19 protein-coding genes are annotated in these 24,452 nt (G+C 56.4%); 9 read left to right on the top strand and 10 right to left on the bottom strand.

The window, feature by feature from the left end; all coding sequences use genetic code 11:
- Positions 1-26: 26 nt before the first annotated feature.
- A complete protein-coding gene (locus tag OZX71_RS08215; protein WP_277159970.1) occupies positions 27-1,046 on the bottom strand; it encodes a LacI family DNA-binding transcriptional regulator in 1,020 nt (339 codons plus the stop codon).
- A gap of 416 nt (positions 1,047-1,462) precedes the next feature.
- Here OZX71_RS08215 and OZX71_RS08210 point away from each other — a divergent pair, with 416 nt between their 5' ends.
- Together OZX71_RS08210 and OZX71_RS08205 are read left to right on the top strand one after the other, a co-directional pair.
- Positions 1,463-2,500, top strand: coding sequence for an NAD(P)-dependent alcohol dehydrogenase (locus OZX71_RS08210; RefSeq protein ID WP_277159969.1), 1,038 nt, complete (start codon positions 1,463-1,465; stop codon positions 2,498-2,500).
- Between the two features lie 53 nt (positions 2,501-2,553).
- Complete coding sequence (locus OZX71_RS08205; RefSeq protein WP_277146065.1) at positions 2,554-3,159, top strand: YesL family protein; 606 nt, start codon at positions 2,554-2,556, stop codon at positions 3,157-3,159.
- Between the two features lie 109 nt (positions 3,160-3,268).
- Here OZX71_RS08205 and OZX71_RS08200 read toward each other — a convergent pair whose 3' ends face one another.
- A complete protein-coding gene (locus OZX71_RS08200) occupies positions 3,269-4,105 on the bottom strand; it encodes a carbohydrate ABC transporter permease (RefSeq protein ID WP_277146066.1) in 837 nt (278 codons plus the stop codon).
- Positions 4,102-4,956: a sugar ABC transporter permease gene (locus tag OZX71_RS08195; protein ID WP_277147515.1), complete on the bottom strand. Its 855-nt coding sequence runs from the start codon at positions 4,954-4,956 to the stop codon at positions 4,102-4,104. Before OZX71_RS08195 ends, OZX71_RS08200 begins: the two co-directional genes overlap by 4 nt.
- A 445-nt stretch (positions 4,957-5,401) precedes the next feature.
- On the opposite strand from OZX71_RS08195, the gene OZX71_RS08190 reads away from it, so the two are divergent.
- Entirely contained in the window at positions 5,402-7,024 is a 1,623-nt protein-coding gene (locus tag OZX71_RS08190) for an alpha-amylase family glycosyl hydrolase (RefSeq protein WP_277159968.1), read from the top strand.
- Positions 7,025-7,109: 85 nt separating this feature from the next.
- Here the strand turns inward: OZX71_RS08190 and OZX71_RS08185 are convergent, their stop codons facing one another.
- Entirely contained in the window at positions 7,110-8,153 is a 1,044-nt protein-coding gene (locus OZX71_RS08185) for a LacI family DNA-binding transcriptional regulator (RefSeq protein WP_277146068.1), read from the bottom strand.
- Positions 8,154-8,461: 308 nt separating this feature from the next.
- Here OZX71_RS08185 and OZX71_RS08180 point away from each other — a divergent pair, with 308 nt between their 5' ends.
- Positions 8,462-9,799 (top strand): ABC transporter substrate-binding protein, encoded by a 1,338-nt coding sequence (locus OZX71_RS08180; RefSeq protein WP_277146069.1) that lies wholly within the window; start codon positions 8,462-8,464, stop codon positions 9,797-9,799.
- Positions 9,800-9,984: 185 nt separating this feature from the next.
- On the opposite strand, the gene OZX71_RS08175 is transcribed toward OZX71_RS08180, so the two are convergent.
- Positions 9,985-10,818 carry an alpha/beta hydrolase gene (locus OZX71_RS08175; protein ID WP_277146070.1) on the bottom strand — a complete coding sequence of 278 codons (834 nt, stop codon included), beginning with the start codon at positions 10,816-10,818 and terminating at the stop codon, positions 9,985-9,987.
- A gap of 443 nt (positions 10,819-11,261) precedes the next feature.
- Here OZX71_RS08175 and OZX71_RS08170 point away from each other — a divergent pair, with 443 nt between their 5' ends.
- The 3 genes from OZX71_RS08170 (at position 11,262) to OZX71_RS08160 (ending at position 14,447) form a co-directional block, all read left to right on the top strand.
- Positions 11,262-12,131 (top strand): tyrosine-protein phosphatase, encoded by an 870-nt coding sequence (locus OZX71_RS08170; RefSeq protein ID WP_277159967.1) that lies wholly within the window; start codon positions 11,262-11,264, stop codon positions 12,129-12,131.
- 297 nt (positions 12,132-12,428) lie between these two features.
- Positions 12,429-13,889: an NADP-dependent phosphogluconate dehydrogenase gene (gene gndA, locus OZX71_RS08165; protein WP_277159966.1), complete on the top strand. Its 1,461-nt coding sequence runs from the start codon at positions 12,429-12,431 to the stop codon at positions 13,887-13,889.
- A 99-nt stretch (positions 13,890-13,988) separates the two neighbouring features.
- Positions 13,989-14,447 carry a hypothetical protein gene (locus OZX71_RS08160; RefSeq protein ID WP_277159965.1) on the top strand — a complete coding sequence of 153 codons (459 nt, stop codon included), beginning with the start codon at positions 13,989-13,991 and terminating at the stop codon, positions 14,445-14,447.
- Here the strand turns inward: OZX71_RS08160 and OZX71_RS08155 are convergent.
- The 3 genes from OZX71_RS08155 to zwf all read right to left on the bottom strand — a co-directional run bounded on the left by OZX71_RS08155 (position 14,416) and on the right by zwf (position 18,255).
- Complete coding sequence (locus tag OZX71_RS08155) at positions 14,416-15,420, bottom strand: 6-phosphogluconolactonase (RefSeq protein ID WP_277159964.1); 1,005 nt, start codon at positions 15,418-15,420, stop codon at positions 14,416-14,418. The two genes, OZX71_RS08160 and OZX71_RS08155, sit on opposite strands and share 32 nt — an antisense overlap.
- A 325-nt stretch (positions 15,421-15,745) precedes the next feature.
- Positions 15,746-16,720 carry a glucose-6-phosphate dehydrogenase assembly protein OpcA gene (locus tag OZX71_RS08150; RefSeq protein ID WP_277159963.1) on the bottom strand — a complete coding sequence of 325 codons (975 nt, stop codon included), beginning with the start codon at positions 16,718-16,720 and terminating at the stop codon, positions 15,746-15,748.
- Positions 16,717-18,255, bottom strand: a complete 1,539-nt coding sequence (gene zwf, locus OZX71_RS08145) for a glucose-6-phosphate dehydrogenase (protein ID WP_277146075.1) — start codon at positions 18,253-18,255, stop codon at positions 16,717-16,719. Before zwf ends, OZX71_RS08150 begins: the two co-directional genes overlap by 4 nt.
- Before the next feature lie 637 nt (positions 18,256-18,892).
- On the opposite strand from zwf, the gene OZX71_RS08140 reads away from it, so the two are divergent.
- Entirely contained in the window at positions 18,893-19,384 is a 492-nt protein-coding gene (locus OZX71_RS08140; RefSeq protein ID WP_277146076.1) for a LytTR family DNA-binding domain-containing protein, read from the top strand.
- Positions 19,385-19,387: 3 nt separating this feature from the next.
- Positions 19,388-19,990: a DUF3021 domain-containing protein gene (locus tag OZX71_RS08135; RefSeq protein ID WP_277146077.1), complete on the top strand. Its 603-nt coding sequence runs from the start codon at positions 19,388-19,390 to the stop codon at positions 19,988-19,990.
- 807 nt (positions 19,991-20,797) lie between these two features.
- Here OZX71_RS08135 and OZX71_RS08130 read toward each other — a convergent pair.
- Positions 20,798-22,585, bottom strand: coding sequence for a leucine-rich repeat domain-containing protein (locus tag OZX71_RS08130; RefSeq protein WP_277159962.1), 1,788 nt, complete (start codon positions 22,583-22,585; stop codon positions 20,798-20,800).
- A 402-nt stretch (positions 22,586-22,987) separates the two neighbouring features.
- A complete protein-coding gene (locus tag OZX71_RS08125) occupies positions 22,988-24,190 on the bottom strand; it encodes an ATP-binding protein (RefSeq protein ID WP_277159961.1) in 1,203 nt (400 codons plus the stop codon).
- Between the last annotated feature and the right edge of the window lie 262 nt (positions 24,191-24,452).

Below are 24,452 nucleotides of genomic sequence, written 5' to 3'. Positions count from 1 at the left end.
TCCTCGGTTTTCGGACTGAATGTGGGCTAGGCCAAAGGTGCGCGGCCGGTAGTGTTTCGCGGAACTATTGGAGCCGGAATCAGGGTATGCGGTTCGCTCAAGTCCTGTCCATTGAGAAGCGTCAGCAGCTTTTGGGCGGCGATTTGGCCGATTTTCCTTAAGGGCTGCGACACAGAAGAGATGCCGGTCAGTTCGGAGACATTTGAAGAATCGAAGCCGATGACTGAAACCTGTTGAGGTATGCTGATCCCGTTGTGTATCAGTTCGGTACAGGTCGCCAATGCGCAATCGTCGGATAGGGTGCATATTGCAGTCGGAGGATTCTCCATTGACAGAAGCCTTGCGATAATTTGACGGGCAGGGCGCTCGCCGTTTTTGGGCATTACGAAGATTCCGCAATCGGTGAGATGCCTTTCGGCGATGGCATCTTGATAGCCCAGGATTCGCTTATCGGAACTCCATTCATAATCGGGCAGTAAATTCTCTTGATCAATGAAACAGAAGCGTTTATGGCCTAATCCGGCAAGATAACCTACCACATCTTTCAACGCCTGACGGTCGTCTATTTTTACAGAGCCTTGGCAACAGGTGTCACTATCCGAATTGACTGAAATAATCGGCATCCCCATGGTGGTGAGCGCGTTGCTTTCCTCACTGTTCAATGTGAAGGATGCGATGAGCCCGTCGGCGTTACGGTTTGCAGGGAGGTTTGCGAAGTATTTTTTCCGTTCATCATCGTTTCCCGCACGATAGACCAGCAAATCATAACCTTTAGGGCTTAGTACGTCGTAAACGCCGTCTTGCAGATTCCCGTTGGACCAGCCTGTCAGCTGATCGCCGAGAAGAAGGGCGATACGGTCTGTTTTCCCGCTTGCAAGAGCGGCGGCCGCCTTCGACGCCGTGTAGTTGAGGCTTTTGGCTGCTTCGATGACACGTTGCTGGGTCGCGGCTGCCACATTCGGCTTGTTCTGGAGTGCCCGCGATGCGGTAAAAGTGGATACGTTCGCCAGCTTGGCAACGTCGGCTATGGTCGCCTTCTTTTTCATTTGGTGCCGCTCCTAATCGCTTATGCTCCCTATAATACTCAGAGGCGTGATTGTTTTGTCTCGTTCATTTTTGAAGGGATACAGCAGGCACCAATCGGTGCGGATACGGTCCATGACCTCGATGATTCGCAGGGTGTCGGCGTGGCGCTACATTTAGAATCCCGATGGCAGCCGGTCTCCTCGCGGTAATTTCGTATGTCAAGTTTCAGTATAATCACTGAATTCAAGCCCAATCGGGCATACAATGACAGAGATGTCAGACAGTGCTGATGCCCGGCTGCCGGTGAGGGCAGAACGCCGGTGGTTGAAAAATGTGTAATAAGTAATATACTAAAATATGGTAAGCGTTTACATTTGCGTGATTCCAGTGTTTTAAAGGTTAAATAATAGTTTTTACCGTAATTCAAGGAGGAAGTATGAAAGCGGTTGTTCTCGAGAAAAAAGGCGTGATCAATGTTCGTCAGGTGCCTGATGTTGAGTCTCCCGGGCCCGGTGAATTGCGAATCGCTCCCCATACAGTCGGCATATGCGGGTCGGATCTGCATTATTACACGCATGGACGCGTTGGAAAATATGTAGTCGAAAGTCCGATGATACTCGGGCACGAGGCCTCGGGCACCGTTCTTGAAGTAGGGCCGGGGGTGACGGGGTTCAAGGTAGGCGATCGCGTCGCGTTGGAGCCCGGCATCCCCGACATGTATTCGAGAGCCGCCAAACTCGGGCTTTACAACATTGATCCCAGCGTGCGTTTCTTTGCCACCCCGCCTGTCGACGGTTGCCTTTCCGAAGAGGTCATTCACCCTGCGGCGTTTACCTATAAGCTGTCGGACAATATGAGCTTTGGCGAAGGTGCCCTGCTTGAGCCGCTTTCTGTCGGCATGTGGGCAGCGACGAAAGCCGCGATCAAACCCGGAGATATCGGGGTGGTGACGGGAGCGGGAACGGTTGGTTTGATGACCGCGGCCTCCGCTTTGGCGGGCGGTTGCTCCAAGGTGCTCATTTCAGACACGTCGAAAGAGAAGCTTGATATCGCCCGGACGATTGATGGTGTGGTCCCGGTCGATATCACCAAGGAGGATCTCATCGCGCGTGTCAATGAGGAAACAGACGGCTGGGGCGCTGACAGGGTCTTCGAGGCATCAGGCAATCTGAAGTCCTACGACAATCTCTGGAAATTGGGCGCCCCGGGTAACACCACTGTCATTATCGGCATCCCACCGTCCGGCGATGTCCCTATGGATATCACCGAAGTACAGGCGCGTGAGACGAGAATCGAGAACGTCTTCCGGTATGCCAACGTCTATCAGAAGGCCATCGATCTCGTTTCGTCCGGTAAGATTAAAATCGGCTCTTTCATTTCCAAGGTCTTTGACATGGACGACGCGAAGCAGGCTTTTGACCGGGTCGCCGAAGCTCATCCGGAAGACGTCAAGATTCAGATTGAAGTGGATTAGTTTGTCTTTCGTATTACAGTGAGCAATGCGTGCTTGTCGGGAATGGAGTGGGGATGGGTTGGCTTTCACCTGATTCTAAATTCATGCGAGGGTTGTCGGATCTGACGGATGCGATCTGGGTCAATATCCTGATGCTGCTTATTTCCATTCCATTCATCACAATCGGTGCGGCGCTCACGGCGGGTCATGATGCCCTTCGCCGCACGTTAAGCGGTGAAGGGCATGTCACCAAAAATTTCTTTCATTCTTTTGTCTCGAATTTCCGGCAGGCGACGTTGCTCTGGCTGGTGTTCGGGCTGACGGGTTTGGCGCTTGCGTACAGTTGGATCGTCCTCCAGATCACGCCATTGCTTATACCAAAATTCGCTCTCACCATTGTCTGGATCATCGGTTTCGAGTGGGTGTGGGCGCTTCAGGCGAGGTTTGAAAATACCGTTTGGTCGACATTGAAGAATGCTTTTATATTCGGTGTCTCCTACATAGGTTCGACATTGGCTCTCGCTTTTGCGGACTTGTTGTTTCTGGGCCTTATAGCAGCTTCCTGGTTCTATCTGCCGCAAGGGGAGTTTCTTTTGATAGTGCTTGGGTACGGGTCGATTCTTCTGGTGCACATACCGATCCTCGAGCACGTTTTTGGACAATATATCAACAACGTATAAATCTGGCCGGAGCGGGTCAATAATGGTCTCGCCTCGTAACGCAAGCGGGCGGAGCCACTTACCTTGGTGGCTCCGCCCGCTTTACGTTAACGGCTTCGAGAGGCTGTGCTCAGCCTTTCACCGCTCCTGTCAACACACCTTTGATGATGTATTTCTGGCAAAGCAGATAGAAGAGGATGACGGGAATGATTGCCAGCACGAGGCAGGCCATCAGTGCTCCCATATCAACCGCCCCATATCCGCTTTTGAGGTATTGCACGGCGATCGGCATGGTTTTGAAGTTCGACAGATCCAAGGTCAGGTAAGGGAGCAGGAAGTCGTTCCAGATCCACATGGTCTCCAGAATCGCCACCGATATGATCGAGGGGCGCATAATCGGCACGACGATCCTGAAGAAGATGCCGGGCACGGAAGCCCCGTCGATCATCGCGGATTCCTCCAGCTCCTGCGGGATGCCTTTGACGACACCGGTGAAAATGAATACCGCGAGGCCTGCGCCGAAGCCCAGGTAGATGAGCCACAGACCCCAAGGCGTGTTGAAGCCGAGCATATCGGTGAACTTCGAAAGCGTGAACATCACCATCTGGAACGGTACGATCATGTTGAACAGGAAGAGGGAGTAGAGCGCCTTCGCCGCCCAGTTATTGACACGTACGATCCACCATGCGCACATCGAGGTGCAGACCAGAATGAGCAGCACGGAGCCGACTGTGGTCACGACGGTCCAGCCGATACTGGCGATGAAGTCCGTGCGTTCGATGCCGACTTCGAAATTCTTGAATCCGACAAACGCGTCTCCGCGTGGTATCGAGAATGTGTTGAGCGCGATGTATGTCTGGTCTTTGAACGCGTTGATGAAGACCAGCACGATGGGGAAGACCCAAATCAGGCATACAACGGTAAAGAAGGTCGTCCATAGGCCCGGGTGTTTGACTTTGTCGCTCATGCTTCAACCTCTCTGCTGGTAGTGAGCCTGTTCTGGATGAGCGCGAGCACGGCCACGATGATGAAGAATATCACCGCTTTTGCCTGCCCGACGCCTTCGAAACCTGCACGTCCGTAAAATGTTCGATAGATGTTCAGCGCCATTCCTTCAGAAGTATTTGCCGGGGCGCCGTTGGTCAGCGCAAGGTTCTGGTCGAACATCTTGAACCCGTTGGTCATGGTCAGGAAGGTGCATACCGTGATCGACGGCATCATCAGCGGGATCGTGACGTGGAACAGCACTTGGCGGCTATTGGCGCCGTCGACGGCCGCCGCCTCCATGACGTCGCTCGGCAATGACTGCATGCCGGCGATGTAGATGATCATCATGTAGCCTATTTGCTGCCATGAATACAGGGCGACCAGTCCCCAGAAACCGTATACGCCCGAGAACGAAAGCGATCTGCCCCAGTGTGCGAGGATGCCGTTGAGCAGCAGCATCCAGATATAGCCCAGGACGATGCCGCCGATCAGGTTGGGCATGAAGAAGACGGACCGGAAGATGGTCACGCCTCGGAACGTTTTGGTCAGCATGTAAGCGATTGCGAAAGAGACGATGTTGACGAAGATCACGATGATGACGGTGAACGCCGTGCTGAAGCGCAGCGCGTGCCAGAAATCAGGATCCTTCAACGCCTCTACGTAGTTGGCCAAACCTATGAACTTGGAATCTGTGACGGTGGTGAACCGACAGAAGCTCAGATAGATGCCCGTTATGAATGGTACTAAAAACCCTATTATAAACGCAACAAAAGTGGGTAAGGAAAAGAGTGCCCACCATTTGCGAATTGCTTTGCCTGCCATAGATATCATGGTCATGCTCGCTTTCTGCTCTTGAGCAGCTCGTCAATGATTGTATTGGCGAGACCTGCCATGTTTGAGGTCAACATCATTGATCGGTACCTCTCTATACCTCGTTCAAAAATGTGCCATCTAGCAAACGCTTACAATAGCAGGAAAAAGCAAATAAGTCAATCTTAGAGGTGGAAACGGGGATTTCTTTATTGATTTTGAAGGGAAAACGCGATGTTATATTGAAAACGTATACATTTTGTGTTTTAATAGAAGGGCGATGAGGCGGAAGCACCGTATCGTGAGCGGTTCCGTGAGCCATGATTGCCAGCATTCATGGAGAGGATGCGCGGACAAGTCAGCGCGATTTGGTCTGATGCGAGTCGATGCATCAGCGGCTTGCGTCGGCGCTTTGCCTCGGATACGGCGTTCTGTCATGTCAGGCAGCTTAAGAAAGGACAGTATAATGGGGGTTTTCCCATCACCGGAATGGCTGAAGTCAGCCGTGTTCTACGAAATCTACCCGCAAAGTTTCCGTGATTCAAACGCAGACGGCATCGGGGACCTCAACGGTATCATCGAAAAACTTGACTATATCAAGGGCCTGGGGTGCAACGCCCTGTGGATCAATCCTTGCTTTGAATCACCGTTCAAGGATGCCGGTTATGATGTCAGCGACTACTGCAAGATCGCTCCACGCTATGGCACGAATGACGACATGATTCGTCTCTTCCGTCAAGCGCACGCAAAAGGGATGCGCGTGCTGCTTGATTTGGTGCCTGGCCATACCAGCGAAGAGCACGAATGGTTCCGGCAGAGCACGAAAGTCGAACGCAATGAGTATTCCGACCGTTTCATCTGGACCGATGGCGCGTTCAGCGGCTACGCCTTGCCGTTCATCGGCGGAGAGAGCAAGCGCGATGCCGCCTATATCCTCAACTTCTTCAAGTGCCAGCCTGCGCTGAACTATGGTTTTGCCAAGATCGACAGGCCGTGGCAGATGAGCACGGACTCTCCCGCAGCCCGTGCGACGAAACAGGCAATGGTAGATGTAATGCGTTATTGGCTTTCGCGAGGTTGCGATGGCTTCCGCGTCGATATGGCACGGTCCCTCGTCAAGAATGACGATGCTCATCATCACGCGACCATCGAGGCGTGGAAGGAAATGCTTTCCCCGGTGAAGCAGGAGTTCCCGGAATCCGCGTTTGTCTCCGAATGGGCAGCGCCTCAGGATGCGCTGAGCGCCGGCTTTGACATGGACTTTTACCTCAACCACGAGAAGACAGCGGTGCGAGAGGCGAACGGCTACAATCTGCTGGCCCGCCGTTTTGTGAAAGATGGAGAGCAGGAAAAAGACCTGAGTTATTTCACCGCGGATAGCGGCACAAGTATCAAGGCATTCCTGGCGGACTACCTGCCGGAATACGAGGCGACGAAAGACAGGGGATACTTCTGCTTCCTGACGTGCAATCACGATACCGTGCGTCTGGCCCCCCGACTTTCGGATCTGGAGATCAAGATTGCCTACGGTATGCTGTTGACGATGCCGGGTGTGCCGTTCGTCTACTATGGCGACGAAATCGCAATGCGATATTATGCCCTTCCGACCAAGGAGGGTGGCTACTTCCGTACGGGAAGTCGAACACCGATGCAGTGGGGTGCTGGCGCCAACCTTGGCTTCTCGCAAGGCGCGAAAGAGGATCTGTATCTTCCTGTCGACCCGAGCCAGGATGCTCCGACGGTCGAAAAGCAGGAGAAGGATCCGGACTCGATGCTGCATTGGACAAAGTTGCTGCTTGGGTTGCGCCCGGGGCACCGGGCCCTGCGCGCCGATGGCGGCTTTGAGGTTGTGGCGGCCCCCGAGAACGGCCGGTCATTCGCTTATCTTCGGTCGGGCGATGACGGTGAGCGTCTGCTGATTGCTCTCAATCCCGGTCTGGAGGATGAACGCGTGGCATTGCCTGACGGGCTGAATCCCGCCGAATCTGAGGATTGCCTGGCTGCAATAGGACAGGTGCGGCCTGAATCCGGTGAAGAGGGCAACGCGTTGAGTCTTGGGGCGCAGAGCTTTGCTGTGCTGCGCTGCTGAATGATTCAGCAACAATGATTCAGCAACAATGATTCAGCAACAATGATTCAGCAACAATGATTCAGCAACGGTGTGCCGTGCCGTTTTACCGCTGTTGCATGGCCGGTGCGGCGGCACGGTAAGGTCTTGTTGAATTTCGAAATACTATCTGTGTGGGCAGGATCTGGTGCTTGACATCGACTTCCTGCCCCTCGAGCATGGCAAGGAGGCGTGTGGCTATGGTCTGCGCCATTTCGGTCGGATCCTGGCGGATTTCGGTAAGCCCCATTTCCCGGGCGAAGTCAGAATCGTCGACGCTGATGATTGAGATGTCGTCCGGTACGCGGTAGCCGAACTGTTCGAGCCTGGGCACCAAAGGCACGACCAGCGAATCCTGTTGGCAGCAGATGGCCGTAGGCGTCGGTTGTAGCTGGAAAAGGCTCGTCAAAACGTTGTCGATGACGTTTTCCCCTCGGCGCACATTGATGATGGTCGGTTTGATTCCGGCTTCTTCGCAGGCGTCCTTGAAACCCTGGATACGGAAGTTGGTGGTAAAGTTCAACGTTCCGATGTCCTCTTGCCCGTACTGGTACGCAATAAAAGCGATGTTCCTGTGCCCTATGGAGATCAGGTGCTGTGTGGCCAGACGCATCGACTGTCTGTCGTCAATGCGGATCGAAAGGTTAAAAGCGTCTTCCGGCACGGCGTTGATGCCGACAATGGGAACTTTCATGCTGTGAAGTCGGGCGGAGTCGTTCTCGCTGATGTTGATTGAGGCTACGATCACTGCGTCGACATTGCGGCGAATGGGCAAGGTTTCGAAGAATTTATGCCTGTCGTCACTCGAGACGATTCGTTGGAGCGTGATGTCGTATCCTGCCGGCTGGAGGACCGCATTCAGACCTTCGTAGATATGGGCATTGAACCATGTCGAAGGTCGCTCGTTGAATAGGAGCGCGATGCGGTAGGTTTTGCCTGCCTGAAGGATCATTGCCGAGCGTGAGATTGAAAAATCGAGGTCTTTTGCCACGGACTTGATTTTCTTGCGTGTTTTTTCGGCGACGAGTTCCGGATGCTTAAATGTTCTGGAAACGGTTGCAATAGATACGCCAGATAGCTTGGCCACGTCCTCGATGGTTGCTTCTTGCATGGTTCCTCCGATGATGGTGTGTTTCCTTACATCCAATATGATTATATGATACGGCTAGGCATCTTCTGTCTGTCAACGCTAAGGGGTTCTTGCATTGCGCGGCTTTCATTGCGCCAATCTGTCGCTCGTTTTTGATTCTGTAGTGACTTTATTGTGATATCGTTTTCGTTTGAAGAGAGTATTTGACAAATAAAAATAACGTAGATATACTCATACAAGCGTTTTCATAAGAACGACAAAGTTCTGCGATTGTGGGAACGTAATCGGCTGCTTTTTTATTGCCGGGTTTGATTCAGAGAGGAACAATTATGAAACGTATTAATTCATTGATAGCGGCAGGGGTGGCGGTGACGATTTGCGCCAGCCTGGCCGGCTGCGGGTCTTCTGGCAGCAAGGGTGCGTCGTCAGACGGTGTGTACTATCTGAACAACAAAAGCGAGATCGTGGATTCCATTCAGGTCTTGGGCAAGAAGTTCACGAAAGAGACCGGAGTGCCTTTCAATGCGCGAAGCGCGACATCCGGCACCTATGTGCAGACGCTGAAGTCTGAACTGGCCAAGAGCAAGCCTCCCACCGTTTTCCGCGTTCTCGGTCAGGTCGGCCTCGACCAATACAAGGATTACGCCGCTCCGATTGAAGATACCGAGGCTTACAAGCAGCTTGAGGATAAGTCCGTAGCGCTGCGTTCCGACGACGGCAAGCACGTCTTGGCCGTGCCGATGGTCAACGAGACCTATGGGTTGATCTATCGCAAGGATCTGCTGCAGAAGTACTTCGATATGCCCGGAGCCAGCATCAAGAACGTCAAAGACATCAAAGACTTCAAGAGCCTGAAGACCGTAGCGGATGAGATTCAGGCGAACAAGGACAAGCTCGGCCTCGAAGGAGCGTTCTCCTCGATGGGCTTCGACGCCTCGTCCTACTTCAGGTGGTACGTGCACCTTTCCAACATGCCGATTGCCTATGAGTTCGAAAAGGACCATATCACCAAGCAGCCTGCAACGATTAAGGGAACGTTCCTTCCTCAGTTCAAGAACATCACCGATCTTTACATGAACGATTCGACGGTGCCGAAGAACACCCTGGGCAGCAAGACCCTGAACGATTCGCTCGCCGAATTCAACACCGGCAAGGCGGTCTTCTTCCACAACGGTTCATGGGCTTGGCCTAACATCCGCGACGGCAAGGTGAGCGCCAGCAACGTCGGGGCCATCCCGATTTACATCGGAGCTCCGGGAGAGAGCAACTACGGCATGGCCACCGGTTCAGAAACGTACTGGATGGTGAACAAGAAGGCGTCGCCCAAGGCCATCAAGGCCACCAAGGACTTCCTGAAGTGGTTGGTCACCTCTGACACCGGGCGTGACGAATGGGCGAACACCATGGGCTTCAGCACGCCGTTCAAGACCTTCACCGGCAAGTATGCCACCAAGAACCCGATCATGCAGGCTGCCAACGAGTACAAGAAGGAAGGCAAGAAGGATGTGCCGTGGGACTTCCTCTACATTCCTTCCGAACAGTGGAAGTCCGACCTCACGAATGCCCTGCTGGGATATGCTCAAGGCACTAATGGTTGGGACAAGGTGAGCAAGGTGTTCGTCGACGAGTGGGCGAGTGAGTACAAGATCGCCCATCAATCAAAATAAAGTAGGGCTGTAGGCTGGCGGGGCTTTTCTGCCAACCGATGGCGGCTTTCTTACCACAAATGGAATGCTGCGGAAACCTGGACAGGCAGTGTCAGGTTTCCGCAGCATTCCATTATTCGTATCGGGATGATGCTACGGGACGCGTTTTTTTACGGGATCGAGGAACGCGCCGTCGGCTGTTCGGTTCAGCGTGCGTCGCCGAAATTGCGGTCGAGCCAGGCGATGAACAGCGGCATCCACTGCTGCACGCCTTCGTCGACGCCGTGTGGGTCATCGGCCCCTGCCACATCGGCGTTGGCCAGCGAGAGGCCGTGATGGCCGGTGGGGAAGAAGTGGGCCTCGACCGGGACCTTGGCGCACACGCACGCGTCGAATGTCATCTCCGCGCCCTCAACGGGTACCGTCTCGTCGGTGACGGTGTGCCAGATGAAAGTCGGCGGGGTCTTGGCGTCGATGTGCCTTTCGATTGAGACCTCCTCGAGCAATTTCTCGTCGTTCTTGCCCTTTGGCCCGAGCAGCTTGTCGAAGCTGTCGCGATGGGCGTATCTGCCGGAGGTGGTGACGGCGTAGCCGAGCATCAGTCCGTTCGGCCGCACGGCGTCCGGGTCGTAGCCGTGGGCTCGCATGGTCTCGTCGCCTGCGGTGGTGGCGAGGTTGCCGGCAAGATGCCCGCCCGCTGAGAATCCCGCGGCAACGATGGCATCCGGCTTGATGTGCCAGGCCTCGGCGTTTTCTCGCAGCAGTTTCATGGCTTCCGCGGCTTCGAGCAAAGCGGTGGGGTAAACGGACGGAGCGCAGGAATATCGCAGTATGGCCGCGTTGTAACCCGCCCCCAGAATTTTGAGCGCGATGGGTTCGGCCTCGCGGTCGCTGGTGAAGACATAGCCTCCGCCGGGAATGACGAGCACGGTGGGCCGCCGGCGCTGTGGGTCGATTTCCTTGCTGTTGTCGATGGAATAGACGCTGAAATCAGCTTTGGTGCCGTCAATACCGTCGATGGTCGTGTTGATGTACTGCATTGTTCTCAACCTTCTGTCGTGTCGCGTTACTCATAATCGGCTCGTTCGTCGCAAATCCGCGTCGGAGCGGGAGCGTCTTCTCATTGATGATTATGGCTCTATCGCCCGACCGTTCTGCCGTTGTCGGGGATTTCGTCGTAAATGGGAAATTCGGCCGGCCGGCAACTAATGCTATACGTCTGTTTCAGATTGCCGAAGAAACGCAAAGTTCGAGTACCGCAAATCGAATTGTGATAAGTAATATAGGAAGAGAAACCGGCGATATGGCTTGGCTGTAAGGTTTTAGGAACGTTGATGACGCGGTTAATCGGTTGCCCGCCAATCGCGCCGCCGACACTTCGTATTATGGCGATATTCAGGTAACGCTGAGGTTTGCGGATAGACTTGTTTCATCGTAATAATGACAGATCGGTTCATTTCCGACTGATGAAAGCAGGAGCAGTATGACAAATCTCAACGCGGATGATACCGGCGACATTACCGGCGATATCAAAGGCGACATTGCCGGCGTCGTTTCCAACGGTGCTGCAGGCGACACGGCCTACCTTGACTATCGTCCGAACGGCGACGGGGCCGGGGTCGTTATCGACGGCGTCCCGAACTCCCGCGGAATCGGCGGCTACCCGACGCAGGACGGCCACAAATTGCGCGACGGCCTCTTCTTCCGGACGGCAGGCCTGAATTTCCTGGGCGAGCATGGCCTCGACGACCTGCACCGTCTCAATGTCAAGGAGGTGGTGGACCTGCGCGACCCGCTCGAAGTGGAGCAATGGCCGTACATCCTTCCCGACGATATCCATGTCGATCGCGTTCCGCTCTTAAAGACCACCATGACCGAGCAGGGCGGCATGAAGGAGATGTCCAAAGGCATCGACATGGCCGAAATGTATCACGATATCGTCTTTGGCTCGGCCGAACAGATCGTGCTCATCCTGCGCAAGCTGCTGAAAGACGACGGCCATCCGATGCTTATCCATTGCACCGCCGGCAAGGACCGCACCGGCATCACCTCGGGCATCCTGATGAGCCTGCTCGGCGTGAGCGACGACATGGTGGTCTCCTGCTATGCCCAGTCCGGCGCGAACCTCGGCGACGCCTTCAAGAAAGCCGTGCTGAAAGGCCTGAACAGCGATGAAAAGGGCGTCGGCCAGATCACCGCGGCCCAGACCGCGATGCTCGCCTCGCCGCCGGAACTGATGCGTGGCGTGCTCGCCGGCATCAAGAGCGAATACGGAAGTGCCGAGCAGTATTGCCTGCAAAACGGCATGAGTGCGGATGAGGTTGCCGGCTTGCGCGCGCTGTTGGTCGAGTAAGTCCCCGTGGCAAAACGTTTCTTGGCCCTGTCGTTGCGTTGGTGACGGCGGGGCCAAGTTTTGAAAGAGCCCGCGCAACGTCATGTTGCCACGGTTTGCTGCCTATGACATATTGCAATGTGGTATATTCCACTTTCCGGGAACGCGTAAAGGCTCGGATGGCGATAGACTAGGGGAGTATGTTTCGGGTTCGGCAAAGTCCGGAAACATTAAAAACTTAGGCAGGTTGCAGGGCAAGCCGGGAAACGGTTCCGGTCGTCCGCGCCGCCGAAGAAATGTCAAATTGAAAGGCTAACAATGACGGAAGCTGTAGCAAATATTGGAGTCGTCGGTCTGGCGGCAATGGGTTCGAACCTCGCGCGTAACCTCGCGCATCACGGCAACACCGTGGCGCTTTACAACCGCCATTATGAGCGCACCGAAAAGCTCATGGCCGATCACGGCACCGAGGGCAAGTTCGTGCCTGCCAAAACCATCGACGAGTTCGTCGCCTCCCTCACCAAGCCGCGCACGGCCATCATCATGGTCAAGGCCGGTGCGCCGACCGACGCGATGATCGAGGCGCTCGCCGATGCCATGGATCCCGGCGATATCATCGTCGACGGCGGCAATTCCTACTTCAAAGACACCATCCGTCGCGAGAAGGAAATTCGCTCCCGCGGCCTGCACTTCGTCGGCTGTGGCGTTTCCGGCGGCGAGGAAGGCGCGCTGAACGGCCCGTCCATGATGCCCGGCGGCACCGATGAGTCCTGGAAGACTCTCGGCCCGATCCTCAAGTCCATCGCCGCGAAGGCGGAGGGCGAGCCCTGCGTCACCCATATCGGCGAGAACGGTGCCGGCCACTTCGTCAAGATGGTCCACAACGGCATCGAATATGCCGACATGCAGCTCATCGCCGAAAGCTACGATCTGATGCGCCGTGGAATGGGCATGACCCCCGACGAGATCGGCGACGTGTTCGAGGCTTGGGACAAGACCGAGCTCAATTCGTATCTGATCGAGATCACCGCCGACCTGCTGCATCAGAAAGACAAGAAGACCGGCAAGCCGCTGGTTGACGTCATCGTCGATCAGGCCGGCATGAAGGGCACCGGCACCTGGACGGTTCAGACCGCCCTCGAGCTCGGCACCCCCGTTACCGCCATCGCCGAAGGCGTGTTCGCGCGTGGACTTTCCGACCAGGTCGAGCTGCGTGAAGGCGCCGCCAAGCAGAATCTCGCCGGCCCTGATGGCAAGCTCGAGTTCGCGAACGACGACGAGCGCAGGGCTTTCATCGAAGACATTCGTCAAGCGCTCTACGCCTCCAAGATCGTCGCCTACGCGCAGGGCTTCAACGAGATCAACGACGGCGCCAAGCAGTACGACTGGAAGATCGATCTGGCCGCTGTGGCGCGCATCTGGCGCGGCGGCTGCATCATCCGTGCCCAGTTCCTCAACGTCGTCTCCGACGCGTTCGAGTCCGGCGAGGCCGACATCTCGCTGCTCTTCGCGCCCTACTTCAAGAGCGCCATCGACAAGGCGCAGGCTTCCTGGCGTCGTGTGGTCGGCAAGGCCGCGAGCTGCGGCATCCCCGCACCGGTCTTCTCGACCTCGCTTTCCTACTACGACGGTCTGCGTTCCAAGCGTCTGCCGGCCACCATCATCCAGGCCCAGCGCGATCTCTTCGGCGCGCACACCTACGGCCGCGTCGACGAGCCCGGCGCCTTCCACACCCTGTGGGCCGAGAAGGACCGTCCGGAAGAAAAGATGAGCGATTGATCGGTTGAACTGATTAGTTGATTGCCGACGCTTAATCGCCTGATTTTCGCAGCCGAATAAGTATTTGGTCGGTTGCGAGAATCTGAATTATTCCGTCCTTTGTCGAATACCGATAGTTTCGGTATCTGGCGGAGGACGGTTTTGTATCTGTTTTGTATCGGAGGGGCATGTCTGTTTTGTATCGGGCGCAACCGTGCAAATACAGCGGTTAGTGCTGGTAAACGGACTTTGGTGATTCGTAATGTGCGGTTTGCCAGCATTGAAAGCAGTGGGAATCTTGGCCGTGCTGGTAAACGGACTGTGGCGAATGGTTATGTGCGGTTTGCCGGCATTGGAGGCAGTGGGAATCTTGGTGGTGCTGGTAAACGGGCTTTGGTGATTGGTAGCGTGCGGTTTGCCAGCACCAAAATCGTGAGAACCTTGATAAAACCGACGAAAACTCTGAAATTGTTGAAATATCGTTCGTCAACAACAATGATGTGGTCGGTTTCAGAGATTATTTTGAAACCGACCACGTTGGTGAATACTAAAGTCTCGCAACCGCGTCTGGCGTGGTGAACCACGCGAACTCTTCGGTGCCGGCGGCAAAGCTGGCAGGATACGCGGGATTGTTGGCGCTCGCGAAAACGGCGGCGGTGGCATCGGCCTTGCCGGCCCCGCACGTGAGCATCCAGGTGCGGCGGGTTCGGGCGAGCATCGGCGCGGTCATGGAAATGCGCAGCGGCGGCATCTTGGGGGAGTGGGTCACGCCGGCGGCAAGTGGATATGTTGATGAGTCTGTTCCTGTGACCTCGGCGGAGGTATCTGTTCTCGTGTCGATTTCGGCGGAAACCCTGGCTTCGGTATTTGCGCCGGCGGAAGGGTTAAGGTTACTGCTGACACAAGCAGCTGTTCCGGTGCTGGTTTCATTGGAACCGTTGACGTTGGCTGTGTGAGGCGCAGAGGTGCCGATCTTGATCTCGCCGTGGCCGGGGAACAGCGAGGCGAAATGGCCGTCCGGCCCCATGCCGAGGATCAGCAGGTCCATTGCCGGTTCGCCGCCGAGCTCGCGCTTGAGGGCGGAGTCGTAATCGGCCGCGGCTTTGGCGACCAGAGCCGCGTTCTCCTCGTCGCTGGCGGCTGCGACCTGTTCGGGCGTGCGGGTGTCGGTGGCCATCTCGTGGATGTTGGCCTCGGGCAGGCGTCCGTCGGCGACCAGCTTGTCGAGGAAGCGTTGCCGGGCCTGCCACGAGCTGCGGTCCTCATCGGTTGCGGCCACGAAGCGGTCGTCGCCCCACCAGAAGTGAACGCGCGTCCAGTCGATGGCGTCGACCAGCGGGTTCGAGGCCATGTAGGTCAGCGCGCGCAGGATGTCGGAGCCGCCGGTCAGCGCCACGTCGTAGCGGCTGCGAATCGGTTTCGCGCCAGCGTCGCCCTTGCCGGACTTGTCACATTCGCTCAGCCCGTCCAGAATGGCGAGCAACGTGCGTTGCGCCGCCGCCAAAGCCACGGTTTCCGCGTTCTTATATACTTCCAGTTTTCGATCAGCCATATGCAATATGCTCCTTGTCCATTTACTTCATCCGGACATTTGATTGAATACCACAAGTGTAGATGACTGCCGGTTTGCGCCACTGGCATCGGTATTTCTAGCGTGTGCACATTGTGTTTCGAGCGACGGACCAGGCTTGAAGTGCAAAAAGTGCCATTTAGTATCGCTAAAACGCACTTTTCGCACTGTGCTGTGTAAAAAGTGCCATTTAGTATCGCTAAAACGCACTTTCTGCACTGTGCTGCGTAAAAAGTGCGCTTTAACATAGCTAAAACGCACTTTTCGCACGGCACTCCCTTGGCAGAGGCATCAACAATGCCCGGGCTCAGCCCTGAACCATGCCCCAGCCCTTGGCGATGACGTCGGCGTAGACCTCGTCCGGGTCGATGCGGCGCAGTTCCTCGCTCAGGCAGTCCTCGAGCGTACGCAGTGGCATGGCGACCTTTTGCGGCGTCTGCCCCGGCTGGCTGATGACGGCTTCGCGCGAATCCGGGCGCTCCAGCGCAATCGTGCCGTCGGAGCGGTTCAGATAGACGCCGGTGATGGCTTCGGCGCCGGTGACGTAGCCGAGCTCGACCGGCACGTTGAGTTTCAGCGCGAGCCATGCGGCGAGCAGTTTTAGCGGCAGATAATCGGGCTGTCCGATCACCTTGACGGACTCGATCGGCAGGTGCGGCGGCTGGTCGATGGTGGTGGCCAGCATCGCGCGCCAGATGGTCAGACGCGTCCAGGAGAAGTCGACGTCCTTGGGCTCCCAGTTGGCACGAAGCGTGTCAAAGGTCTTGTCGGGGTCGTCCGAACGCAAGGCGTCGGTGATGCGGCTTCCGGCCATCGCTCCCAGCGGGTCCTTAGAAGGGTTCGCCGGCGGATTGGTCGGCCACCAGGTGACGACCGGTGTATCGGGCACCAGCAGCGGCATAACCAAGGTATCGGTATGCTGGCACAGCCCGCCGCGCGGACGCAGGATGATGACCTCGCCCGCACCGGCGTCGGCACCGAAGCGAACCTGCGCGTCGAGGTCGGTCTCGACGTCGCCGGAATCGGTGACATAGCAGTCCGGTTCCTTGTCGACGTCGCAGAACGGCACTTCCTTGCTGTTCGGCACGATGGCGATGACGCGGCAGGGGTGCTCGCGGCCTGCGAAATTGGCGATTTTCAGCGCGTTTTCGAGCTCGCTCTCAACGGTCGAGATGATGAGCGTCAAAACGCGGTCGTTGCCGGCCTCGCCGCGCTTTTGATGGAGTTCCTCGATTTTGCGCGCAACGGCGTCGGTCTGGGTATTCGGCATTTTGATGATCATGGCATCCTCCAATGACGTCCATCGCGTGCGAGCATTTCGTCGGCAACCTTGGGTCCCCAAGTGCCGGCGCGGTACGGCTGCGGCTGGCCGAGTGTGGACCAATATTCTTCGATCGGGTCGAGGATCTTCCAGCTCAGATCGACCTCGGCCGTGGTCGGGAAGAGCGGCGGATCGCCGAGCAAGACGTCCAAAATCAAGCGTTCGTAAGCTTCCGGCGAGTTCTCGGTGAACGAACGACCGTAGCTGAAGTCCATCGACACATCGCGGACCTCCATGGCGGTGGCTCCCGGCACCTTCGCGCCGAAACGCATGGTGACGCCTTCATTGGGCTGCACGCGGATGACGATGGCGTTGTTGCCGAGCTCGCGTACGGCGGTCTGCTCGAAGGGCAGATGCGGGGCGCGTTTGAAGACCACGGCGATCTCGGTGACGCGCTTGCCCAGGCGCTTGCCGGTACGCAGGTAGAACGGCACCCCGGCCCAACGGCGCGTGTCGACGCCGAGCGTGATGGCGGCGTAGGTCTCGGTGGTGCTGGACTTGTCGATGCCTTTTTCGTCGAGGTAGCCGCAGACTTCCTGCGAACCCTGCCATCCCGCGGAATACTGGCCGCGGGCGGTGTAGGCGCCGAGGTCGTGCGGCAGACGGACGGCGGAAAGCACCTTCGTCTTTTCGGCCGTGAGGTCACTGGCGGCGAAGCTCACCGGCTCCTCCATCGCGGTCAGCGCCATCAGCTGCAAGAGATGATTTTGTATTACGTCTCGCGCGGCGCCGATGCCATCGTAGTAGCCGGCGCGGCCGCCGATGCCGATGTCCTCGGCCATGGTGATCTGCACGTGGTCGACGTAATTGGAGTTCCAGATCGGCTCGAACATGGAGTTGGCGAAACGCAGCGCCAGCATGTTCTGCACGGTCTCCTTACCGAGGTAGTGGTCGATACGGAAGACCGAGCTCGGGTCGAAGACCTCGGAGACCACGCGGTCGAGCTCCTTCGCGCTTTTCAGGTCGTGGCCGAACGGTTTCTCGATGATGACCCTGCGCCATGCGTCGTCGTTGGAGCGCGCGAGCCCGGAATCGGCCAGTTGCTGGGAGACGATGGGGAAGGCGCTCGGCGGCACGGACATGTAGAAGGCGTGGTTGCCGCGCGTGCCGCGGTCGCGGTCGAGTTCCTTGACCGTCTGGCTCAGGCGCTCGAAGGCCGCCTTGTCGTCGAACGTGCCGGTGACGAAGCGCATGCCCTTGGCGAGGTTCGTCCAGGTCGATTCGCGGAACGGCGTGCGGCAGCGAGCCTTCACGCATTCTTCCACGAAGTTGGCGAACTCCTCGTTGCTCCATTCGCGGCGGCCGAATCCGATCAGCCCGAAGCTCGGCGGCAGCAGCCCGCGGTTGGCCAGATCGTAGATGGCCGGCAGCAGTTTCTTTTTCGCCAGGTCGCCGGTGACGCCGAAAATCACCAGGCTGCAGGGTCCGGCAATGCGTGGCAGCCGCAGGTCTCGCGGATCGCGCAGAGGGTTCACCCAAGTTTGTTGTTCACTCATAGATAGCAATCGTAGTCGTACTGGCATGTTTGCGCACGGGGAATGCGTGTAATGAACCGAGGTGTAGCGGGTTTCACACTTACGGCGTCAGCCTTTCGTCGGGGAAGGAACGGACAAGGCGCGGTTTGGAAAGATGGTGCGAACGATGTGTGCCGAGCCGACAGTCAAGGAGCGTGCTTGAGCGCCTTCCTTGTTGGTCGTAGCGATTCGTGCTGTGCTGGTCGTTTCGTGGCGGAGTCGCTGATGCAATACGGCTGCGTTGTGACACCTCTTGGAGCGCATTTTCTGCCGCTTGGCCGATATCTCCGTGTGTCGCGAAGTCGTGCGATACAACAATAAACGGTAAATAATTAATGCAGGTACGGACGCATCTATTGTCTGGTTTCGGTAGAGGCGGTGTAGAGAGGGAAGGAAACTGATGGCGTTACGGTGGAAAGGCGGTAAGCCCAGTCTCTCTATTGCCGCAGTATGTGTCATAGCAGCATAGTTGATTTTCAGAGATTGACTGTATTATAAAGGAGGGAGATTTACGTAGCTGAAAGCACCGGTAAGTTGAGGCGCGAAAGTGAGTCGTCAGCGGTATTGCAGCCGGTTGCTCGTGCTGCGTTTACGAAAAAGAGAAGTGGTGTGAACGGGTATGGATGTTACGTTTCAGGCTAATTCGGCCTTGCCGCAAGGGCAGGTGAACGTCATCGTTGAGGCATCGGAGTTCAGCAACAACGCGGAGCAAGCACTGAAGAGTATCCAGGCTTTGGGTAATCGGCGGGTTTCCGCCATTCCTGTCACCACGCAAACTGGACTGCAGTTGGTGCGCGAGTCAGATATCGTCGCTTTGGAGGTGCAGGGCAGCTTGGTGCTGATCCGCATCCTCGCTCCGGCCGGGGCCGTTGGCGCCGCCGAAGATGAGGGTGTGCAGGTCGTTGCGACCGCAGATACATTGGTGCATGTGTTGAGCCTGTTGCCTGCGACTTGCATCAGGGTTTCCAAGCAAGCCGCCATCAACATCAATCAACTGCAGTCGTTGGAAGGAAGTTATTCCGGCAATATGACCGCCCATCTTACCGGTGGGATAGATGAGACGGTGAGCCGTCGTTACGTTGACGCTCTACGCAGAGCGATAGGAGCATGAATCGTGTTAGAGGAAAATGACAAGGTCGGTAATTCTGTGTCTGGGGATCGCAGTGAACGTTCGTTGCAATCGGGAGAAACGGAACGTCGCGAAGCGAAGGATGGCAATATGCGCAATGGTCGTTCACACACGCCGGGGAAGAGCAACCTTCGGGTGTCCCATCATGGGCAGCAAGGTATTTTGCACGATCCGCTTTCGCAGATTCTTTATCATCTTTTCGCCGCCATTGCCGTAGGCACGGTGATGTTGGTTGTTTTCGAGCTCATCGTCCCGAACTGGATTCCCATCAATAGAATGAGCATAATAACGTTGCTTGGCCCGGAGATCGTGGTCGGTCTGCTCGACTATCTGCTGTTCCACGTGGAAGTCTCGCTGTCCATCGCCATTCCGGTTCACTGCGTGTGCACGTTCGCCGCCTTCAGTGCGTGGGTGTTCGTCAACGGGTGGACGATTGTGTTCCGTGAGCAGCTTGTATATTTCATTCTTTCCTTCGTCGTGATCTATGCGTTGGTCTGGCTGGGTCTGATAGTGTATTACAAGTTCGTTGCCTGGGAAATCAACCGCAGCGTTGCCGAGCGTTTCAACCGCAGGCAGGGCCGGCAGTAGACGGATTGTCTGCCCAATAGCTGCTTGTGGTTACCCGTCTCTACGAGAACCGGAGTCAATGTATTGTGCTCGATTTGATAGAGCAGGAGCCAATCAGACTCGATGTGCGCCTCGCGAAAAGTGTGAACGTTCCTTGTAAGGGCATGGACGTCGTATTGATGAATTAAAGCAGCGCTGTCTTGCCGCATCAGCAAGTCGATAGCATAATTGAGTTTATTGAGATCAAAATGCTTTCGCTTGAGTTTTTGACGTCTTTGAGGAACATTCCGGTTCGTTTGGTGGGGCTAAGCATTTCTTAATTCCTACATCAGTCCGTCAACGTTGTCAAAGGTTTGCATCCCGCTGTTCATAACACTGGTCATGTCCAAGGCATGGAGTTGATGCCAGCTTCGCTCAATGGGTGACTCACCTTGATGTGAGTGGTTTTGACACCAGCGAGGCAAAGACTATGTCGGGAATGTTCGATAGTCCTAATAAGCATTGGCCGGTGACGGATCGGATCAGACCGAAGCCGTCACCGGCCAATGTCGTATAGATACTTTGCGAATAAACACTGTCGTTCAAAGGGCGAAGTACGTATTTTCGAGTCTTAGAGTTCCGGCTCGATCATGATCTTGACCTGCTCCTTGTCTTCGGCCAGCGCCTTGATGCCGTCGATGCCGTCGTCCAGGCTGACGCGCTTGGCGATGACCGGCTTGGAAAGCGCGACGAGCTGGAGCTTGCCGGTACGCTGACGCTCAACGCGTGTCGAACGTGGCCTGCGCGCCGGCGCATTCGAACGCGATGTCGCGCAGGCTTGTGGTCCCTTTATTCCTTGTGCTTCCTGGCGTATGCGACGATGGTGATCGCAGCTCCTGCCGCCAGGAGGACTGCCGCTGCCGCGATGACGGGAATCACAGCGCTGCCGGTGGTCACGAGCTGCTGCTTGGGGGCGGCCTGCGGCTTCTGTTCGGGCTTGGGCTTGGACGGAGCCTTCGGGGCCGGCTGCTGTGGCGTCGGAGTGGGCGTCGGTGTGGGCGTTGGTGTCGGCGTCGGCGTGGGTGTGGGTGTGGGCGTTGGATCGGGCGTTGGATCGGGCGTTGGTGAGGGAGGTACTAGCCTGCGCTCGATGGTGCCGCTGAACTGAACGAGAGTGAGGGAACGGGTCGAGCTTGCCGGGGTGCTGAAAGTAAGGGTGGCATATTTGTTGTATTGCAATGTGCCCTTGTTCCAGGTGGCGGTCCCCATCGTGGGATTGTACGAACCCGTCGTGGGATCCAACGTGGGTGTGATGTAGGAACCGTTGAGGTCTTTGGCCGTGGTGATGTTTAACGGCAGGGAGCTGGTAGCTGGAAGTGTTATGTATTGATCCCAGGCTTTTAGTGTAGCGTTTGGAAGGTCTTTGAGCGGACTGATGTCGCTGATTCTGTCGTGGCTGATGTCAAGGTCGGTGAGGTTGGTGAGGTTTTTCAGTGGTGTGATGTCGCTGATGGGGTTGATAGACGAATCAAGGTCGGTGAGGTTGGTGAGGTTCCCGAGCGGTGTGACGTCGTCGATTTTGGTGCAACTTATATTAAGGTGGGTGAGGGAGGTGAGATAGCTAAGTGGCGCGATGTCTTTGAGCCACAAATTATCTGCCAGCATAAGAGTGGTGAGGTTGACCAGTCCCTTTAGCGGTGTGACGTCTGTGACATTATTAAGAGAAATGTCGAGGTCGGTGAGGTTGGTGAGGTTTTTCAGCGGTGTGATGTCGCTGATCTCGTTGCGAGCAATGTCGAGGTCGGTGAGGTTGGTGAGTCCTCCCAGCGGTGTGATGTCGCTGATTGCGTTCACTTCGAGGACGAGGTTGGTGAGGTTGGTGAGGTTTTTCAGCGGCGTGATGTCGCTGATGTTGTTTTCTAAAGCCTTGAGGTTGGTGAGGTTGGTGAGTTCTTTCAGCGGCGTGACATCGGTGATTTGGTTGCCGGAGATGATTAGCGATGTGAGGTTGGTGAGTCCTTTCAGCGGCGTGACATCGGTGATTTGGTTGCAAGAGATGTCCAGCGATGTGAGGTTGGTGAGGTATTCGATTCCAGTGAGATCAGTGACTTGATATTCTTCCGGTTTTTGGCCACCCACGCCGACCTGTGTTGTGGCATTGATTTGCGCTTGTGTGAATGTCGCTTCAATATTCACACCGTTGACGTAGGCCACGGCTTGCGCAAGATTATGGTCGGGGAAGCACTGGGCGATGGTGCTGGTGCCGACGATGCAGCCGCTTTGCGGGCTTGGGGCCGGCTTCGCGAGGCCTCGCGTGGCGGGTACCAATTGCCGCGTGGGCTGTTGCTGCAGGTTTTGGCGCTTGGGCATGGAAGTCCGCTTTTGTGTGCCCGTGTTCGACGCTTTCGCGGCTCCGGAAACCGTCTGGCCTTCTGCGTTCTTTGCTTCTTGGCCTGCTTTCGTCTGGCCGTCGGCCGACGCGCTCTGTGCTGGAACGTTCGCATTGTCGGCGGGTTCCGGGCTGGCCATGGCGCCGGCGGTCGGGATGAGCATGGCCAGTCCTGCCAGGGCCGCGATTGATGCGGCGGCGAACCGGTGGGTCCGTGGGTTGTTTTGGGTGTGTTTGCCGCTCGTCATGCTGCTTCTATTTCCGTGTCGACGCCAGTATCGCAACGATGGATGCGGGTTGTGGCCGCGATTCATCCAATGAATTCCACTGTAGCCGTCGCGGAACGGGACAGATGCGGATAAAGCGTAGCAGGCCGAATACAGCGGGTGAAACGTTTGATATGGCGGGTGAAGTGCGGGAAAGCGAAACGGAGCCCGGCCCTGGTTCGTTTCCGCAGGCCGAGATGCCGTCAAACGATATTGGGCCGGAGGCGGGCGAAAGGCCGTGGAGGATAAGGCCGCTTCGGCTTGGAGGCGTGTCCGGGCTTCGGTGTGAGTGCGGATGCCGGATGTCCCCGTGTTCCACGGGACCCGGCTTCCGCGTTTTCCGGGCGATTCCGTACAGGGGTATTGGTTCGGCCTAGTGCATCGCTACTTGGTTGTGGGCCGGGTGCCGGGCAGGGTTGCGTCGGGGTAGTCGAACCTGAGGTAGTCGGTGGCGTTGATGACGGCGTACTGATTGAGCTGCATCGGCCCGGTCCCGCGGTAGACGATGGCGCACCGTTCGCGAGGCACACCCAGCAGCCCGCCGAGCTTGGCGAGTGTCCTGCCCTGCCTGTCGTGGTAGGTTTTCGATGATTTGATCTCCAGCAGTTTCGGCGCCGCGGATTCGTACATGTCGATCAAGTCCACTTCCTGCTTGTCGGCGTCGCGGTAGAAATACAGTTCCGGCTTTTTGCCTTCGTTGTAATAGTGTTTCGCCGTCTCCGCAACGATGAGATTCTCAAATACAGCGCCGAACATTTCGTGGTTGAGCAGCTGTTCCATGCTATGAATGCCCAAGAGGTTGCACAGCAGGCCGGTGTCGTAGAAGTAGAGTTTCGGTGTCTTGACAACGCGTTTGCCGGCGCTTTTGAAGTACGGGGGCAGAGTGAACAGGATGTAGCTCGATTCGAGGATCGACAGCCATGATTTCACCGTGCGGAAGCTCACCCCGAGGTCGTTGGCGAGGTTCGTGTAGTTGGTCAGGTTGCCGGCGTTCAAGGCGCAAAGTCTCAGGAAGCGGCGGAAGTCGTCGATGTTGCGGACGTCTAGGTAATCTTTGACGTCACGTTCGATATAGCTGCTGATATACGCGTCGAAATAAGCGTCGAGATCGATGTCGACGTCGTACGGGCGCGGGTAGCCGCCGCGCAGCATGAACTCGTCCGCGGAAGGCTTCTGCGCGGAGCCTTGAGCTTCCATATAGGAAAGCGGCAAAAGGCGCGCGATGCCGGCCCTCCCAGCAAGTGATTGCCTGACGTTCTTCAACATCAGGAAATTCTGGGAGCCGGAGAGGATGTATTGGCCGGGGGTGCCTCGCCTGTCCGATTCCGTCTGAATCATCGAAAACAGGTCGGGCGCATATTGCGCCTCGTCGATAATGAGCTTGTCCGAGCGGTTCTCGATGAAACTGACCGGATCGTTCAGCGCGTTGGCACGTACGTCCGGCCTCTCCAGGTTGATGTACTCGTAGTCGCTGAACACGCTCTGGATGAGCGTGGACTTGCCGCTTTGGCGGGGCCCGGTGATCGACACCACCGGGAACCACGTCGCGAGTTTCTTGACGTATGTGCTCAAGGTTCGCTCGATCATATTCGCCGCCGTCCGTTCTGTGTTGTTCCGTCCCGTTTCGCGTTAAAGGTTGCTGCGAATTATCGGCTAATTCTGACGTAGGATTTCCGATAATCATGATCTAGGCTATCGGATAATCCTGACATAGAGTTTCTGGCAATCCTGATATGGGATTTCGGGAGATTATGACGTAGGATTTCCGATAATTATGACATAGAGTTTCTGACGATCCTGACATAGGAGGCCTGGCGATCCTGATGTGGACGGGCAGATAGCGCAAAGG

The organism is Bifidobacterium sp. ESL0764, assembly GCF_029395515.1.
Lineage (GTDB): Bacteria > Actinomycetota > Actinomycetes > Actinomycetales > Bifidobacteriaceae > Bifidobacterium.
The sequence above is the reverse complement of the archived record's forward strand: the minus strand, read 5'-3'. Positions and strand labels throughout refer to the sequence as shown.

What these genes read in the sequence shown, in the direction of transcription:
- zwf (WP_277146075.1), bottom strand. Translation starts at nt 18,255, where the DNA reads ATGAGTGAACAACAAACTTGGGTGAACCCTCTGCGCGATCCGCGAGAC.
- OZX71_RS08130 (WP_277159962.1), bottom strand. Translation starts at nt 22,585, where the DNA reads ATGACGAGCGGCAAACACACCCAAAACAACCCACGGACCCACCGGTTC.
- OZX71_RS08190 (WP_277159968.1), top strand. Translation starts at nt 5,402, where the DNA reads ATGGGGGTTTTCCCATCACCGGAATGGCTGAAGTCAGCCGTGTTCTAC.
- OZX71_RS08215 (WP_277159970.1), bottom strand. Translation starts at nt 1,046, where the DNA reads ATGAAAAAGAAGGCGACCATAGCCGACGTTGCCAAGCTGGCGAACGTA.
- OZX71_RS08155 (WP_277159964.1), bottom strand. Translation starts at nt 15,420, where the DNA reads ATGGCTGATCGAAAACTGGAAGTATATAAGAACGCGGAAACCGTGGCT.
- OZX71_RS08125 (WP_277159961.1), bottom strand. Translation starts at nt 24,190, where the DNA reads ATGATCGAGCGAACCTTGAGCACATACGTCAAGAAACTCGCGACGTGG.
- OZX71_RS08185 (WP_277146068.1), bottom strand. Translation starts at nt 8,153, where the DNA reads ATGCAAGAAGCAACCATCGAGGACGTGGCCAAGCTATCTGGCGTATCT.
- OZX71_RS08170 (WP_277159967.1), top strand. Translation starts at nt 11,262, where the DNA reads ATGACAAATCTCAACGCGGATGATACCGGCGACATTACCGGCGATATC.
- gndA (WP_277159966.1), top strand. Translation starts at nt 12,429, where the DNA reads ATGACGGAAGCTGTAGCAAATATTGGAGTCGTCGGTCTGGCGGCAATG.
- OZX71_RS08150 (WP_277159963.1), bottom strand. Translation starts at nt 16,720, where the DNA reads ATGATCATCAAAATGCCGAATACCCAGACCGACGCCGTTGCGCGCAAA.
- OZX71_RS08205 (WP_277146065.1), top strand. Translation starts at nt 2,554, where the DNA reads ATGGGTTGGCTTTCACCTGATTCTAAATTCATGCGAGGGTTGTCGGAT.
- OZX71_RS08180 (WP_277146069.1), top strand. Translation starts at nt 8,462, where the DNA reads ATGAAACGTATTAATTCATTGATAGCGGCAGGGGTGGCGGTGACGATT.
- OZX71_RS08195 (WP_277147515.1), bottom strand. Translation starts at nt 4,956, where the DNA reads ATGATATCTATGGCAGGCAAAGCAATTCGCAAATGGTGGGCACTCTTT.
- OZX71_RS08140 (WP_277146076.1), top strand. Translation starts at nt 18,893, where the DNA reads ATGGATGTTACGTTTCAGGCTAATTCGGCCTTGCCGCAAGGGCAGGTG.
- OZX71_RS08200 (WP_277146066.1), bottom strand. Translation starts at nt 4,105, where the DNA reads ATGAGCGACAAAGTCAAACACCCGGGCCTATGGACGACCTTCTTTACC.
- OZX71_RS08175 (WP_277146070.1), bottom strand. Translation starts at nt 10,818, where the DNA reads ATGCAGTACATCAACACGACCATCGACGGTATTGACGGCACCAAAGCT.
- OZX71_RS08210 (WP_277159969.1), top strand. Translation starts at nt 1,463, where the DNA reads ATGAAAGCGGTTGTTCTCGAGAAAAAAGGCGTGATCAATGTTCGTCAG.